Genomic DNA, 15378 nt, shown 5'->3' on the forward strand with positions numbered 1-15378 from the left:
GGAACGTGTGCATCCGATATTCCGCTCCAAGTTTGTTTGTCGCATGATCTTTGTCCGAAAAGTCTGCAACTTTTCGGGATCGTGCTAGGGAGACTTCATCATGCAGGGCATTCTCTATGAGGAACCCTCGATCTGGCAGTTCTTCTTCGTCACCTGTCTGCTTGGCGGTTGGGCGGCCTGGATGACGGGCAAGGCCAGCGCCCAGACCTGGCGCAGCTTCATCCACCTGTTCGCCTATCTGCTGGGCCTTGGCATCGGCATCCGCTTCATCCACCATGCGCTGTTCGGCGGCACGATGTTCTCGCTGCACTACTATATCATAGATACCATCGTGCTGATGATACTGGGCTTCGTCGGCTATCAATACACACGAACAAACCAGATGGTCACACAGTATAATTGGCTCTACGAAAGAGCTTCAATCTTGAGCTGGAAACCGAAAGGTTGACGTTCATCATTAACGCCGCTTCGGGGATGAATCGGCGTGACAAGTGCCTGAAAATCGGCAAACTATGCTTTCTGCGATAAGGGTGGGCATCGCATGAAAGCTTCATCCACGCCCACTCCGTAAATGGGAGCGTTTTACATGAGAAAATCACTGTTGTCCGCTGTCGCCCTGGGCGCGCTCGTCGCGTTTGGCGGCGCCGCGTGGGCTGACGTCCTGGTCGGCGTCGCCGGCCCGATCACCGGTCCGAACGCAGCCTTCGGCGCACAGCTTCAGAAGGGTGCGGAAGCGGCTGTCGCCGATATCAATGCGAAGGGCGGCGTCAACGGCGAGCAGATCAAGCTCGAGGTTGGTGACGACGTCTCCGATCCGAAGCAAGGCATCTCGGTTGCCAACAAGTTCGTCGGCGACGGCGTCAAGTTCGTGGTCGGCCACTTCAACTCGGGCGTGTCGATCCCGGCCTCGGAAGTCTACGCTGAAAACAACATCGTCGAGATCACGCCGGCCGCGACCAACCCGAAGTTCACCGAGCGCGGCCTGTGGAACGTGTTCCGCACCTGCGGACGCGATGACCAGCAGGGTAGCATTGCCGGCGCCTATCTCGCCGCGAACTTCAAGGACGCCAAGATCGCCGTCGTGCACGACAAGACCACCTACGGCCAGGGCCTTGCCGACGAAACCAAGAAGGCGATGAACGCCAAGGGCCTGACGGAAGTCATGTATGAAGGCATCAATGTCGGCGACAAGGACTTCTCGGCGCTGATCGCCAAGATGAAGGAAGCCGGCGTTACCATCATCTATTGGGGCGGTCTGCACACCGAAGCCGGCCTGATCATCCGCCAGGCGGCTGACCAGGGCCTCAAGGCGACGCTGATTTCCGGCGACGGCATCGTGTCGAACGAACTGGCTTCGATCGCGGGCGACGCGGTTGCGGGCACGCTCAACACGTTCGGCCCGGATCCGCGGCTGATCCCGGCCAACAAGGAACTCGTCGAGAAGTTCCGCGCGCAGGGCTTCGAGCCGGAAGCCTATACGCTCTACGCCTACGCTGCCGTGCAGGCGCTTGTTGAAGCAGCAACTGCTGCCAAGTCGAACGACCCGCAGGAAGTTGCCAAGGCGCTGCATGCGAACGGCCCGTTCAAGACCGTGCTCGGCGATCTGTCCTATGACGCCAAGGGCGATCCGACGCTGCCCGGCTACGTCATGTACGAGTGGAAAAAGGGCGCCGACGGCAAGTACACCTACATCCAGAAGATGTAAGCCTGTCGACATCGATCACTATGGAATGCCCGGCGCCTCGCGCCGGGCATTTTTCGTTTCAATGCATGTCGCCTAAAGCGCGCCAGGTTGGCGGAACGACATGTAGCTTAGCCGGAAAATGATCACGCCTGGAACGGCAGCACCGGCTGTTTTTTGCACGTTCGAATGAATGCGACCGGCTTTGTCGCAAAGATTCGATTTAAATCGATTGAATCATCTGTCAATTTTGTTTGCACTGCAGCATTTTCACGCTAATCATTGCACCGATTTCCCGTTCCTTCCGCTACTGGAGCCCAGTCCTTGGCCATCACGAAGATCCTCGTCGCCAACCGGTCAGAAATCGCCATCCGCGTCTTTCGCGCGGCCAACGAACTGGGCCTCAAAACCGTGGCGATCTGGGCCGAGGAAGACAAATATTCGTTGCACCGCTTCAAGGCCGACGAAAGCTACCAGGTCGGGCGCGGTCCGCATCTCAGCAAGGATATGGGGCCGATCGAGAGTTATCTGTCGATCGAGGAAGTGATCCGCGTCGCCAGGCTTTCGGGCGCCGATGCCATCCATCCGGGCTACGGGCTGCTGTCGGAAAGCCCCGAATTCGCCGAGGCCTGTGCGCAAGCCGGCATCACCTTCATCGGCCCGAAGCCGGACACGATGCGCCGCCTCGGCAACAAGGTTGCGGCGCGCAACCTCGCCATCGAGGTCGGCGTGCCTGTCATTCCCGCCACCGATCCATTGCCGGACGATATGGAGGCGGTGAAGAAACTGGCCAAGCAGGTCGGCTATCCGGTGATGCTGAAGGCCTCGTGGGGCGGTGGTGGGCGCGGCATGCGCGCCATCCGCGCCGAGGCCGATCTCGCCCGCGAAGTCACGGAAGGCAAGCGCGAGGCGAAAGCCGCCTTCGGCAAGGACGAGGTCTATCTCGAAAAGCTGATCGAGCGCGCCCGCCACGTCGAGGTGCAGGTGCTTGGCGACACGCATGGCAATGTCGTGCACCTGTTCGAGCGCGACTGCTCGATTCAGCGCCGCAACCAGAAGGTCGTCGAACGGGCGCCGGCGCCGTACCTTGAAATGGCGCAGCGCGAGGAGCTTTGCGGCCATGCGCTGAAGCTTGCCCGTGAAACCAATTATATCGGTGCCGGCACCGTCGAGTTCCTGCAGGATGCCGACAGCGGAAAATTCTATTTCATCGAGGTCAATCCGCGCATCCAGGTCGAGCATACGGTTACCGAGCAGGTGACGGGGATCGACATCGTCAAGGCGCAGATCCACATCCTCGACGGCTTCGCCATCGGCACGCCTGAATCGGGTGTGCCGGCGCAGAAGGACATCAGGCTGAACGGCCATGCCTTGCAGTGCCGCATCACCACCGAGGATCCCGAGCACAATTTCATTCCGGATTACGGCCGCATCACCGCCTATCGCGGCGCCACCGGCTTCGGTATCCGGCTGGATGGCGGCACGGCCTATTCCGGCGCCGTCATCACCCGCTTCTACGATCCGCTGCTGGAGAAGGTGACGGCGTGGGCGCCGACGCCGGCCGAGACCATCGCCCGCATGAACCGGGCGCTGCGCGAGTTCCGCATCCGCGGCGTTGCCACCAACCTCACCTTCCTCGAAGCGATCATCAACCACCCGAGCTTCGCCGACAATTCCTACACGACCAAGTTCATCGACACGACGCCGGAGCTGTTCCAGCAGGTCAAGCGGCAGGACCGCGCCACCAAGCTCATCAACTATCTGGCCGACGTCAGCGTCAACGGCCATCCCGAGACGCGCGGCCGGCCGACGCCGAAGGCCGACGCGGCCGCACCCGTCGTGCCCTATCTCAACGGCAACGTGCCCGGCGGCAGAAAGCAGAAGCTCGACGTGCTCGGCCCGGAAAAATTCGCCGGCTGGATGCGCGAGCAAAAGCAAGTGCTGGTCACCGACACGACGATGCGCGACGGCCACCAGTCGCTGCTGGCGACACGTATGCGCACGCACGACATTGCCAATATTGCCGGCACTTATGCGCGCGCCCTGCCGCAGCTTCTGTCGCTTGAATGCTGGGGCGGCGCGACCTTCGACGTCGCCATGCGCTTCCTTACCGAGGATCCGTGGGAGCGGCTGTCACTGGTGCGCGAGGCGGCTCCCAATTTGTTGCTGCAGATGCTGCTGCGCGGCGCCAACGGCGTCGGCTACACCAATTATCCCGACAATGTCGTGCAGCATTTCGTCAAGCAGGCGGCGAGCGGCGGCATCGATCTGTTCCGCGTTTTCGACTGCCTGAACTGGGTCGAGAACATGCGCGTCGCCATGGACGCGGTCGGCGCCGAGGGCAAGCTGTGTGAGGCGGCGATGTGCTACACCGGCGACATTCTCGATCCGGCGCGTGCCAAGTACGATTTGAAATATTATGTCGGGCTGGCCGGCGAATTGCAGGCCGCAGGCGCCCACATCATCGCCGTCAAGGACATGGCCGGCCTTTTGAAGCCGGCGGCGGCGCGCGTGCTGTTCAAGGCGCTGCGCGAGGCGACCGACCTGCCGATCCATTTCCACACCCACGACACGTCCGGCCTGTCGGCGGCGACCGTGCTGGCGGCGGTGGAGAGCGGCGTCGACGCCATCGACGCGGCGATGGACGCCTTCTCCGGCAACACGTCGCAGCCTTGCCTGGGCTCGATCGTCGAGGCGCTGAAGGGCACCGAGCGCGACCCCGGCCTCGACCCGCAATGGATCCGCAAAATCTCGTTCTACTGGGAAGCGGTGCGCAACCAGTACGCCGCCTTCGAAAGCGATCTCAAGGGGCCGGCCTCGGAAGTCTACCTGCACGAAATGCCCGGCGGACAGTTCACCAATCTCAAGGAACAGGCGCGCTCGCTCGGGCTGGAGACACGCTGGCACGAGGTCGCGCAGACCTATCACGACGTCAATCTGATGTTCGGCGACATCGTCAAGGTGACGCCGTCGTCCAAGGTCGTCGGCGACATGGCGCTGATGATGGTGAGCCAGGACCTGACCGTCGCCGATGTCGAGAATCCGGCCAGGGACATCGCCTTCCCGGACTCGGTCGTCTCGATGCTGCGCGGCGATCTCGGCCAGTCACCGGGAGGGTGGCCAGAGGCGTTGCAGAAGAAGGCGCTGAAGGGCGACAAGCCGATCACGGCGCGGCCCGGCTCGCTCTTGAAGCCGGCCGATCTTAAGGCCAGCCGCAAGGAGATCGAGGAGAAGCTGGAACGCAAGCTCTCGGAATACGAATTCGCCTCGTGGCTGATGTATCCGAAGGTGTTTACCGACTTCGCCGGCGCGCAGGAGACCTACGGCCCGGTCAGCGTGTTGCCGACGCCGACCTATTTCTACGGCATGAAGTCCGAGGACGAGATCTTCGTCGACATCGAGAAGGGCAAGACCCTGGTGGTGCGATGCCTGGCCATCGGCGATGTCGACGACAAGGGCATGGTCACCGTGTTCTTCGAGCTCAACGGCCAGCCGCGTCGCGTGAAGGTGCCGGACCGGGCGCATGGCGCATCCGCCGCCAAGGCCCGCCGCAAGGCCGAGCCTGGCAACGAGGCGCATGTCGGCGCACCGATGCCGGGCGTGGTCTCGGCACTTTCGGTCGCCGCCGGCCAGGCGGTCAAGGCCGGTGACGTGCTGCTCTCCATCGAAGCGATGAAGATGGAGACGGCGCTGCATGCCGAGCGCGACGGCACCGTCGCCGAGGTGCTGGTCAAGGCCGGCGACCAGATCGATGCGAAGGATCTGCTTATAGCGTTCGCTTAGGGCATATCGATATTCAGGTGATGCCGGCCTGCGAATAGCGGCTTCCTGCGCTTCCCCGTTCTACCGCGCCGCAGTAGAACTGTGCTCACGTACTTTAAGTACGCTCCGCTCCGGGTCTCGGAAGCCACCATTCTCGGCTCGGCCTGACCTGAATCTCGACATGCCCAGGTCCATCTGGGCGAGATGGCTGTCGGCTTCTGTCGGCAGCCCTTGGCAAGCTGTTCGATAACAGCTTGACCCGCCGCCGCCGGTCGGGCATCGAACCGGCTCAAATTTGCCGCTGCCTTTCCGCGAGTCGCGGCACAGAACCAATCTTTGGAGAAAAACATGGCCGACGATATCACCGAGACGAGCCAGACTGTTGCCGCCGGCCAGCTGCGTGCCCTCATCGAGCGCATCGAGCGGCTCGAGGAAGAAAAGAAGACGATCGCCGACGACATCAAGGAAGTCTTCGCCGAGGCCAAGGGTACCGGCTTCGACACCAAGGCGATCCGCACCATCATCCGCCTGCGCAAGAAGGATCAGGCCGAGCGCCAGGAAGAGGACGCCATCCTCGATCTGTATATGGCCGCGCTCGGCATGGTGTAGAGACTGTTTGGAAATTCTACTCTGGCGGCCATCTGATGGCGGTTTCTGCGCTTCCGGTGCTCACGGACCCGAATGTCCGCTCCGCTCCGGTTCTCGAAACCACCACCATATGACTCGCCAGAGCGAATTTCGAAACAGCCTCTAAGGGCCCGGCAACGATCTAAACCTGGGTGATGCTGGAGCGGCATCGAACCATGAGCGAATTCGACTTCGGCGGTCGCCGCGCCTCGGAATTCCGCCATCGCGGCTTCTGGTCGCTGTTCGCTGAGCGGCATCCGGAAGAAAGAGCCCGGCTGGCGCGGCGCGGACCCTGGTTCTGGCAGCGCGGGCTGCCCGACTTCGCCTTGGTCCTTTCCATGTATGTCGCGCCGGCGCAGAACCATGTCGGCGTCTTCTTCGGCCGCAACGAGAAGTTCGGCGCCACGGAAAGCTGGTCGCGGCTGAAGCCGTTCCAGCCAGCCATCGAAGACAGGCTGAAGCTCAGGCCTGAGCAAAGCTGCGAGGGTCTCGGCATCAATTCGATGTGGCGGGTCAACTGTTATGCCGAGGACAACTGGCCCGCGATGACCGACTGGCTGGTGACGGAATGCTCGCGCGTCGAGCAGGCTGTTGTCGCGGTGCTCGGGGAAGAAGCCCGTCCGCCGGCCTGATGGCCTCGAACGCCCGCAGCGAATCAAGCCATTAGCTCTGGTCAGAGCTTAGCACGATGGTCAGTGCTTCCTTTGACCGATGAGAGGTTGCCACCTGTACAGCAGCCCATCCTCGATGCGCTCCAGAAGCACCCAGTACGGCATGATGCGTCCTAGTATTTAAAAAAAAATGATGTATCGTCTGAGTTGTTTTTCTGTCCAGGAGCGACGGCTTATTGTGGACGAAAGACCGATGGAAAGTTGCGCCGACTAACTGCGCAGAAATTTTGTATTTTTCTTTAGATTTCTTGGCAATTCCCTATCGAATCGGGGGAGGGGAGCAAGGAATGACCGTAGCCGACTCACAACGCCTGCGCAGCGTAGCTAAGCAAATAACAGATGCAAGTGCGCCGGAAGTGCTGGCAAATATCAGCCAAATACAGAGAGAAGCGGAGCACCCCCAATGGGTGGCCGATGCCACCAAAGCGATAAACGCGCGCTTTGGGGCCTTGTCACCGACGGCACCTCAACCTGTCGAGGAGGGCGTGAAGCCGAACGGAGGAGCGCCCCCGCCCGGCGCACCGCCGCCTTTCGGGGCGGGCGGACCAACACAGCCCCCGCCATCGGTCACCAATGACGAAACGATCGTGTTCGCGGTGGGTACGCCGGTCTTTCTCGTTCAGAACAACACGATCGATATCAACAGCGCCCGTGCCGAGGCGACAGCCTGGCGCCAGATCCTGACGGCCAACGCACCGCTTCTCAATCGGAGCATGGTCTCGATCGGCCGCGTCGACGTGAGCAATTTCGACAATCCATTCGTGGGGACCGCTTGGGTCATCGACGACGGATTAGTGGTAACGAACCGACATGTTGCCAATCTGTTTGCCCAGACCAGCGGGGCAGGCTTCACCTTCAAACTGGGATTCGACGCGCGCACGCCGATCGGAGCCGACATCGACTTCCTACACGAATACGGGAACGCTGCTACGGACCCTGTCACGGTTGAGCGTATCGTCTGGGTGGCTCCTGACGGCCTGCCAGACATCGCCTTCCTAAAGCTAGCGCAGAACTCTTCGGCTGTCGGCCGGGTGAAACTGGAACTCGCCAGTGACCCGCCTCCTGCGAAGCTGCCTGTAGCTGTGGTCGGATATCCGGCAAGCGACATCCGGTTCTCGGACCAGCAACTCGCCAATAAGATTTTCGGAGGGATCTACGACAAGAAGCGGGTAGCGGTGGGCAACCTGCTCGGCGTTGGGGATGCCAACATTACCCACTCGTGCTCCACGCTGGGCGGAAATTCCGGCTCGCCCGTCATAGACATCGGTACCGGGAAGGTGGTGGCGCTGCATTACCGCGGGATTGAATTCATTGAGAACGACGCAGTGCCCATGGAACAGCTCAAGCGCTGCCTTGGCCGCGCGCGCGGCCTAATGGAAAACACGGGAGGAATCGTCATGGCGGACAATAACGGCGGGGCCCGCAATCAAAATTCAGGGCGAGCTGGGGTTACCTTCACGGTGCCGCTCAGAATCACGATCGAGATCGACGGTGCCGCGTTGCCGACATTCGCTGCCGCCCCGGTGGTAGGCCCAACGCCTAGCTCCGGCTTTGGCTCATCTTTCTGGGTCCCGCCGCAAGGCTCCGGGCCCGCTCCCACCACCTCGGTGCCACTACCAGGCAGCCCTCCTCCGACCAAGGAAATGACGCTCGCGGCCGTACGCACGGCTCGCGCACTTCTCGCAAATCGGGAAGATGTCGTAGCGGTCAAACCTGGCTATCGCTTCGAGAACGGCGAGATTACCGACGAGCATGCAGTGGTTATCGCCGTCAAGCGCAAGGTCGACCTTGGCGCGCTAGAGTCCCGTGGTGTCGTGCCGCTGCCTTCCTACATCGACGGCGTTCGGACGGACATTACCGTTGCCTCCACCTCGGACCTTATGGGCCTCAGTATCGGCGACGAGGCCCCTCCCGCTTGGCACACCAGCTACGAGCCACGGCCAGATCTGCCCCTTACGCGGCGCAAGATGTCGACAAAATTCACGGTGCACACCGGGCCTGACGCAAGCTGGCCAGTTCTAGGGCCATTTTTGGCTGCAACGACTAAGTCGCTGGTGGTGGCGATGTACGATTTTGGTGCCGTCAACGTGCTGAACGGCGTTCTCGAAGCGGTGAAGAACAAAGCTGAGACGATGTCTCTCGTGTTGCAGATGGGCGGCAAGGTGCACACCGGTGATTTCACCGACTATGAGGCCGTGGACAAGATACGAGAGGAGAAGGGCAGCAAGTTCAACTTCGCAGCCGCCAGCGTAGGCAAGACAGGCATTTTCGATTCTGCCTACCACATCAAGGTCGCGGTTCGCGACCGCGCGGCGATGTGGCTGTCGAGCGGCAACTGGCAGAGCTCAAATCAGCCCGACGTGGCGCCTCTCACCAACCCGGCGGATGCGAACGCGCTCAGACTCTACAACCGCGAATGGCACGTGGTGTTAGAGGATCAGGAGATAAGCCAACTCTTCGAAGCGCATATCCTGCGCGATCTGGAGGAGGCGAAGGGAGCGCCGGAGGCAGTAGGCGGCGAGCCGCTGGTGTGGGTGCCCACAGACCTGGCTGTCGACGAAGCGACCGCACAGCCGCGCTACTTCCAACCGCTGACGGACACCCGCGAGATAGACGTCCAGCCGATCCTTACACCCGACAATTACATCGACGTGGTGCTGCCGTTCATCCAGTCCGCAAAAAGCACGATCTTCTTTCAGAACCAGAGCTTTAATACCAAGACCGTGGGCGACAACTACCGGAGGCTTCTCGACGCGCTTTTGGCGCAGCAGAAGGCTGGTCGCGATGTCCGCATCATCTTCCGTTCATTCGGTCCGGACGATCGCGAAACTATCAGCAACGCCAAGGACTACGGCTTCGACACGACCAGGGTTCGCAAGCAGAATAATTGTCACACCAAAGGCATCATCGTCGATGGGGAGGCGGTGCTGGTCGGAAGCCACAACTGGACCACCGCAGGGACCGGATACAACCGCGACGCTAGCCTGATTTTTTATGACCGCGACATCGCGAAGTTCTATCAGGACATCTTCCTCTACGACTGGAATCGAATCGGTCCGGCCAAGATCGACGAGTCCCTGCCGATGCCGATCATCGTGACCGCGGCTAATGACACAACGCCACATCCTGGCTACGTCGCAGTTCCGCTTTCCGAAATCCTGGGCGTTGATCGGCAATGCAAGCCATTCCAAGGGTCCTACTTGGAACGAAGTCTTGCTGCCAGCCGTGTTGTCGGCGTCGAAGAGCGAAGGCTGAAGCCGCCAGCTATTGTGAGGGACGCGTCTGGTGCAGGAAACGCGGCTGCCGTTGCCTGCACCTTATGGCATTAACCGTTGCCGATGATCTTGCTGGCGAGAGCAACGCCATCCGCCATCAGAAACATGGTCAGAGCAATAGAGATACGGAGCATCGAGTAGCTCATGGTAGCATCCTCCTTTGGAATGCTGGCAAGAAATGTAGGTATTCTAGCGGACCGTGCAAGTGTCAGCCCAGCCAGAGACTAAACGGGACCGGAAACCACGTAGTCGACGAACGCTTCCGTTGCCTCGGTGCCTAGGCGGTCGGTGAGACTGCGAGGTACCGCGACGGCCTAGTCTAGTCTAGTTCGGCAGCGCCTCGCCCTGTCCGATTTCATCCAGATGTTTCTGCAAGGCCAGCCTGTCGATCGACCCTACCGGCAGATTGACGAACAATGCGATGCGGTTGTTGAGCATGCGATAGACATCGGCGAAAGCGAAATGCTGCTCGGCCTCCGTTCCAGTCGCTTTGCCGGGATCCGGCACCGCCCAGAGCGCGGTCATCGGATGACCCGGCCAAATGGGGCAGCTCTCATTGGCCGCGCTGTCACAAACAGTGAAGACGAAATCCATCTGCGGTGCGTCGGGCCCGGAGAACTCATCCCAGCTCTTCGAGCGGGCAAAGGATGTGTCGTGGCTCAGGCTTTCCAGCAACTGAAGCGCATAGGGATTGACGGTCCCCTTCGGGTTCGCGCCGGCGGAATAGGCCTTGAAGCGGCCGGCCCCGATCCGGTTCAAAATGGCTTCGCCCAGGATCGAGCGGGCGGAGTTGGCGTTGCAAAGAAAGAGAACGTTGTAGACATGATCGCTCATTCCAAACCCCTCCATGTTTGCGCAAACGGCAGAATGCGATACGGATCACAGGTCCGTGATCATACATGGTTTGGCGGCAGATTTCTGCGCCATCCGAGGTGCTTTTTTACATGTTGAGTTAGCGAAGGCTCGATCTATGGACGATCTCGATGCGACGGGCGCGGCGCCCGATAGGGCCAAACGCGACGCCAGCTTTTTGCGCGCGCGCTGGCAAGGCGAGGTGCCGCTCGACCGGCTGTTCTGGCGTGACATGCTGCTGGTCGGCACGGCCCTCAGCGTCGCGTCTTCGGCGCTGGCCTTGATGCTGCTCGGGCTGAAGCTGCCGCTATGGGTGGTGCTGGCCGTGCATTTTCTGCCGGTGCCCTACAACATCTTTCTCACCATTGCTGTCTGGCGGACAGCCGAGAAATCCGGCGGCGCCAAGGCCTCGCTGATGATGCTGGGTTCGGCGCTCTGGCTGATCGTGACGGTTGTTGCCTGAGGCGGTGCTCAGCGTGCGCATATGAAAAAGGGCGGCCGAAGCCGCCCTTTGTATGATCCGATTATCGGGGCCCGTTCAGGCCGCCGGCTCGAATTTCAGCGCCACGCCGTTGATGCAGTAGCGCAGGCCGGTCGGTGGCGGGCCGTCCTCGAAGACGTGGCCGAGATGACTGCCGCAGCGGGCGCAGTGGCATTCGGTGCGGACCATGCCGTAGCTGCGGTCGATGGTGTTCTCGACCGAACCGGGCACCGGGTCGTTGAAGCTCGGCCAGCCGGTGCCGCTCTCGAACTTCAGCTTGGATTCGAACAGCGGCTGGTCGCAGCCGACGCAGGAAAATGTGCCGGCGCGCTTCTCGTAGAGCAGGGCGCAGCTTCCCGGCCGCTCGGTGCCGTGGCCGCGCATGACCGCATATTGCTCCGGCGTCAGCCGGGCGCGCCATTCGGCGTCGGTGCGGGTGACGGGGTAGGTGTGGGTGTCCATTTGATCTCCTCAGCCTTGGCGGCTCGTTGTTGATTGCAACCGGATATTCGCACCAACATAGGCATTTGTTACGGGATTTGCCCACATTTTCAATCGTGCCGTCTTCCTCAGGCGATCGCCGCGAGATAGCGGGCGACCGAAGTGGCGAACGACTTCTTTCCGCCGCCGATGATGTTCAGGTCCCACCATGCGCCGCGGATGTCGTCAAAGTCGAATGGTTCGAGTGCTGCCGCGATGCAGCGCACGGCCGCCGAGTTGAGCGGTATCTGGTTGGGATAGCTGTACATGAAACTGACATGGCGGCGTGTCGGCGTCACCTGCACGGTGTCGCCGGTCAGCAGGGCGTTGCCGCCATCGCGCTGCCAGTGCAGCACCTGGCTGCCGGGAAAATGGCCGCCGCAACGGATGAGTGTCAGCGACGGATTGATGGCGAACGTTTCGCCCTCCCAACTGACGATCGAGGGATGCGGCCGCATGATCCAGCTGCGGTCGTCGGCATGGAGGTAGATCGGCACGCCGCCGAAGGCCTCACTCCATTCGGCCATCGCCGAATAGAAATGGCAGTGCGAAATGGCGATGGCCACCAGGCCGCCGCGGCGGTTGATCTCGGCCACCGCCTCGTCGCTGACCATCGAGACGCAGTCCCACAGCACGTTGCCGTGCGGCGTCTGCACCAATTGCGCCCGCTGGCCGATGGCGAAGCGCGGCTCGATGCCGAAGGCCAGCACGCCGGCATCGTCCCTCATCACAAGTCTATGCCCGGTAGAGAGCTCTTGCTGTGTGATCCAGGCCTGGCCCTCCCAGCGCACAAACTGCCGCTCGTCCTCGCAGATCGGGCAGTGTTGCGGCGGCGTCTCCGTCGCCGCGAACTGGACGCCGCACTGCAGGCAGAGGAAGCAGGTCATGGTCGCTCCGGAAATCGCTCAGTGTTTTCTAGAAAGCTGCTTCGTCGCGGCCTCCAGCCCGGCCAGCGTCAGCGGGAACATGCGGTCGCCGAAAATATCGCGGATCATCGCGATCGAATGCGTATAACCCCAGTTCTTTTCGCTCTCGGGATTGAGCCACACGGCGTTCGGCCATTGCTGCAGCAGGCGGCCGAGCCAGACGGCGCCGGCCTCCGGATTCCAGTGCTCGACCGATCCGCCGGGGTGCGCAATCTCGTAAGGGCTCATCGAGGCGTCACCGACGACGATCACCTTGTAGTCCGGGCCGTATTTGTGGAGGAGGTCGAAGGTCGGGATGGTCTCGGCATGGCGGCGCCGGTTGTCCTTCCACACGCCCTCGTAGAGGCAGTTGTGGAAATAGAAATATTCGAGCTGGCGGAATTCGGCGCGCGCCGCTGAAAACAGCTCCTCGACACTCTTGATGTGATCGTCCATCGAGCCGCCGACGTCGAAGAACATCAGCAGCTTCACGGCGTTGCGCCGTTCGGGCCGCGTCTGCACGTCGAGATAGCCGTGTTCGGCGGTGGCGTGGATGGTGCCCGGCAGGTCGAACTCCTCCTCGGCGCCCTCGCGTACCCAGCGGCGCAGCCGCTTCAACGCGATCTTGATGTTGCGGGTGCCGAGCTCGACGGCATCATCGAAATTGCGGAACTCGCGCTTGTCCCAGACCTTTACCGCCCGGCGGTTGCGGCTTTCGTGCTGGCCGATGCGCACGCCTTCGGGATTGTAGCCATAAGCACCGAAGGGCGAGGTACCGCCGGTGCCGATCCATTTCGAACCGCCCTGGTGTCGGCCCTTCTGCTCCTGGAGCCGCTGCTTCAAGGTCTCCATCAGCTTCTCGAAACCGCCGAGCGCCTCGACCAGCTTTTTCTCTTCCTCGGTCAGGTGCTTTTCGGCGAGCCGGCGCAGCCACTCTTCCGGGATGTTGGCGACATCAACGGCATCCGGCCCGCCGAGCGCTTCAATGCCCTTGAAGACATGCGCGAACACCTGGTCGAAGCGGTCGATATGGCGTTCGTCCTTCACCAGAGCGGCGCGGGCAAGGTAATAAAAACCCTCGACGTCGTAGTCGACCAGCCCGGCTTCCAACCCCTCCAGCAGCGACAGATATTCCCTGAGCGAAACGGGAACCCGCGCTGCCTTCAGTTCGAGGAAGAAGGGGATGAACATTTTGCTATCTACAGCAGATCATACTCGATGAAGCCGGTGCGGCGCGCCACGTGGTCATAGAGCTTGCGCGCCGTTGTGTTGGTCTCGTGCGTCATCCAGTAAACGTTCTTGACGCCGATTTTTTCCGCGGCGTCCTTCACCGCCTTGATCAATGCCGCACCGATGCCCTTGCCGCGCACGTCCGGGTCGGCGAACAGGTCTTGGAGATAGCAGTTGTTTTTCTCCGACCAGCCTGAGCGGTGGTAGAGATAGTGAGTGAGGCCGACCGCCTTGCCGTCGAGCGTGGCAATAAAACCCTTCGGCTCGAACTCACCCGCCGTGAACAGCCGCTTCCAGGTGACGGCGTAGACCTCTTCCGGCAGCTTGGTCTCGTAGAAGGTCAGATAGTCGGTCCACAGCCGGCGCCAGTCGGCGTGGTCGGACTGCGCGAGCGGGCGGACAATAATCTCAGACATTTCATCTCCTCCGAAGGGTTGCGGCCGAAGCTGCCTTCCTGGCCGGCCGGCAGCAACGGTCCACAGCCGGGGAAAGCGCTATTGCTGCCTGGCTATTGCTGCCTTCTGGCCATGAAGGCCAGCCGCTCGAACAGATGCACATCCTGTTCGTTCTTCAGCAGCGCGCCATGCAGTTTGGGCAGCGCGTTCGTCGGGTCGGCGCGCAAATCCTCGGGCGCGATGTCGTCGGCGACCAGCAACCTTATCCAATCGAGCGCTTCGGAGGTCGACGGCTTCTTCTTCAGCCCCGGCACCTCGCGGATCTCGTAAAACTGGGTGAGCGCCGCCCGCACCAAATTCTGTTTGATGCCGGGATAGTGGACGTCGACAATTCTGTGCAGCGTGTCGACATCGGGAAAGCGGATGTAGTGGAAGAAGCAGCGGCGCAGGAAGGCGTCCGGCAGCTCCTTCTCGTTGTTGGAGGTGATGATGACGATGGGCCTGATAGCAGCGCGGATGGTCTCGCCGGTCTCGTAGACGAAGAACTCCATCCGATCGAGCTCCTGCAACAGGTCATTGGGGAATTCGATGTCGGCCTTGTCGATCTCGTCGATGAGGAGCACGACCTTCCTGCCCGCCGCGAAGGCCTCCCAGAGCTTGCCGCGCTTGATGTAGTTCTTGATGTCGTTGAACCTGCTGTCGCCGAGCTGGCTGTCGCGCAGCCGCGACACGGCGTCGTATTCATAGAGGCCCTGTTGCGCCCTGGTGGTCGATTTGACGTGCCATTCGATGAGATCGAGGCCGAGCGCTGATGCCACCTGGCGGGCAAGTTCGGTCTTGCCGGTGCCGGGCTCGCCCTTGACCAGCAAGGGCCGCTCGAGCGCGATCGCCGCGTTGACGGCCACCATCAGATCCTTGTCGGCGACATAGGCCGCCGTGCCTTCGAAACGCATTTTTGCTCCTTGGTTCACGCCATGAGCGTAAGGACGCCGGTCAGCCTGTGCAAGGGTGAGCCGGCT

The 15378-nt window shown here is 61.4% G+C and carries 13 protein-coding genes; 7 read left to right on the forward strand and 6 right to left on the reverse strand.

Annotation, left to right across the window (positions count from 1 at the left end; translation table 11 throughout):
* Positions 1-100: 100 nt before the first annotated feature.
* The 6 genes from AC0V7N_RS07765 to AC0V7N_RS07790 all read left to right on the forward strand — a co-directional run bounded on the left by AC0V7N_RS07765 (position 101) and on the right by AC0V7N_RS07790 (position 10070).
* Positions 101-448, forward strand: a complete 348-nt coding sequence (locus tag AC0V7N_RS07765) for a DUF6867 family protein (protein ID WP_475456193.1) — start codon at positions 101-103, stop codon at positions 446-448.
* A gap of 138 nt (positions 449-586) precedes the next feature.
* A complete protein-coding gene (locus AC0V7N_RS07770; protein ID WP_475456195.1) occupies positions 587-1705 on the forward strand; it encodes a branched-chain amino acid ABC transporter substrate-binding protein in 1119 nt (372 codons plus the stop codon).
* A gap of 300 nt (positions 1706-2005) precedes the next feature.
* On the forward strand, positions 2006-5464 hold the full coding sequence (pyc, locus tag AC0V7N_RS07775; RefSeq protein ID WP_496627778.1) for a pyruvate carboxylase: 3459 nt from the start codon (positions 2006-2008) through the stop codon (positions 5462-5464).
* Positions 5465-5791: 327 nt separating this feature from the next.
* Positions 5792-6052: a DUF2312 domain-containing protein gene (locus tag AC0V7N_RS07780; protein WP_010912082.1), complete on the forward strand. Its 261-nt coding sequence runs from the start codon at positions 5792-5794 to the stop codon at positions 6050-6052.
* 194 nt (positions 6053-6246) lie between these two features.
* Positions 6247-6702, forward strand: a complete 456-nt coding sequence (locus tag AC0V7N_RS07785) for a hypothetical protein (RefSeq protein WP_475456199.1) — start codon at positions 6247-6249, stop codon at positions 6700-6702.
* A 326-nt stretch (positions 6703-7028) separates the two neighbouring features.
* A complete protein-coding gene (locus tag AC0V7N_RS07790) occupies positions 7029-10070 on the forward strand; it encodes a phospholipase D-like domain-containing protein (protein WP_475456201.1) in 3042 nt (1013 codons plus the stop codon).
* A gap of 270 nt (positions 10071-10340) precedes the next feature.
* Here the strand turns inward: AC0V7N_RS07790 and AC0V7N_RS07795 are convergent, their stop codons facing one another.
* Positions 10341-10850: an arsenate reductase ArsC gene (locus tag AC0V7N_RS07795; protein ID WP_475456203.1), complete on the reverse strand. Its 510-nt coding sequence runs from the start codon at positions 10848-10850 to the stop codon at positions 10341-10343.
* Between the two features lie 136 nt (positions 10851-10986).
* Between AC0V7N_RS07795 and AC0V7N_RS07800 the strand changes: the two genes are divergently transcribed.
* A complete protein-coding gene (locus AC0V7N_RS07800; RefSeq protein WP_475456205.1) occupies positions 10987-11331 on the forward strand; it encodes a hypothetical protein in 345 nt (114 codons plus the stop codon).
* A gap of 75 nt (positions 11332-11406) precedes the next feature.
* Here the strand turns inward: AC0V7N_RS07800 and msrB are convergent, their stop codons facing one another.
* From msrB to AC0V7N_RS07825, 5 genes are all read right to left on the reverse strand, one after another.
* Positions 11407-11811 carry a peptide-methionine (R)-S-oxide reductase MsrB gene (msrB, locus tag AC0V7N_RS07805; RefSeq protein WP_013892492.1) on the reverse strand — a complete coding sequence of 135 codons (405 nt, stop codon included), beginning with the start codon at positions 11809-11811 and terminating at the stop codon, positions 11407-11409.
* A 107-nt stretch (positions 11812-11918) separates the two neighbouring features.
* The gene (locus AC0V7N_RS07810; protein WP_475456207.1) at positions 11919-12716 is read right to left on the reverse strand and encodes an MBL fold metallo-hydrolase; all 798 of its coding nucleotides are present in this window, start codon (positions 12714-12716) and stop codon (positions 11919-11921) included.
* Between the two features lie 18 nt (positions 12717-12734).
* On the reverse strand, positions 12735-13925 hold the full coding sequence (locus AC0V7N_RS07815; protein WP_475456209.1) for a vWA domain-containing protein: 1191 nt from the start codon (positions 13923-13925) through the stop codon (positions 12735-12737).
* Positions 13926-13933: 8 nt separating this feature from the next.
* Complete coding sequence (locus AC0V7N_RS07820; protein WP_475456211.1) at positions 13934-14380, reverse strand: GNAT family N-acetyltransferase; 447 nt, start codon at positions 14378-14380, stop codon at positions 13934-13936.
* Between the two features lie 92 nt (positions 14381-14472).
* Positions 14473-15312 carry an AAA family ATPase gene (locus AC0V7N_RS07825; RefSeq protein ID WP_475456213.1) on the reverse strand — a complete coding sequence of 280 codons (840 nt, stop codon included), beginning with the start codon at positions 15310-15312 and terminating at the stop codon, positions 14473-14475.
* Positions 15313-15378: the final 66 nt, after the last annotated feature.

It is taken from the genome of Mesorhizobium kamtschaticum, assembly GCF_056174585.1.

Coding starts and splice junctions, on each gene's coding strand:
- AC0V7N_RS07765 (WP_475456193.1), top strand. CDS start 101: ATGCAGGGCATTCTCTATGAGGAACCCTCGATCTGGCAGTTCTTCTTC.
- AC0V7N_RS07770 (WP_475456195.1), top strand. CDS start 587: ATGAGAAAATCACTGTTGTCCGCTGTCGCCCTGGGCGCGCTCGTCGCG.
- AC0V7N_RS07780 (WP_010912082.1), top strand. CDS start 5,792: ATGGCCGACGATATCACCGAGACGAGCCAGACTGTTGCCGCCGGCCAG.
- AC0V7N_RS07785 (WP_475456199.1), top strand. CDS start 6,247: ATGAGCGAATTCGACTTCGGCGGTCGCCGCGCCTCGGAATTCCGCCAT.
- AC0V7N_RS07790 (WP_475456201.1), top strand. CDS start 7,029: ATGACCGTAGCCGACTCACAACGCCTGCGCAGCGTAGCTAAGCAAATA.
- AC0V7N_RS07795 (WP_475456203.1), bottom strand. CDS start 10,850: ATGAGCGATCATGTCTACAACGTTCTCTTTCTTTGCAACGCCAACTCC.
- AC0V7N_RS07800 (WP_475456205.1), top strand. CDS start 10,987: ATGGACGATCTCGATGCGACGGGCGCGGCGCCCGATAGGGCCAAACGC.
- msrB (WP_013892492.1), bottom strand. CDS start 11,811: ATGGACACCCACACCTACCCCGTCACCCGCACCGACGCCGAATGGCGC.
- AC0V7N_RS07810 (WP_475456207.1), bottom strand. CDS start 12,716: ATGACCTGCTTCCTCTGCCTGCAGTGCGGCGTCCAGTTCGCGGCGACG.
- AC0V7N_RS07815 (WP_475456209.1), bottom strand. CDS start 13,925: ATGTTCATCCCCTTCTTCCTCGAACTGAAGGCAGCGCGGGTTCCCGTT.
- AC0V7N_RS07820 (WP_475456211.1), bottom strand. CDS start 14,380: ATGTCTGAGATTATTGTCCGCCCGCTCGCGCAGTCCGACCACGCCGAC.
- AC0V7N_RS07825 (WP_475456213.1), bottom strand. CDS start 15,312: ATGCGTTTCGAAGGCACGGCGGCCTATGTCGCCGACAAGGATCTGATG.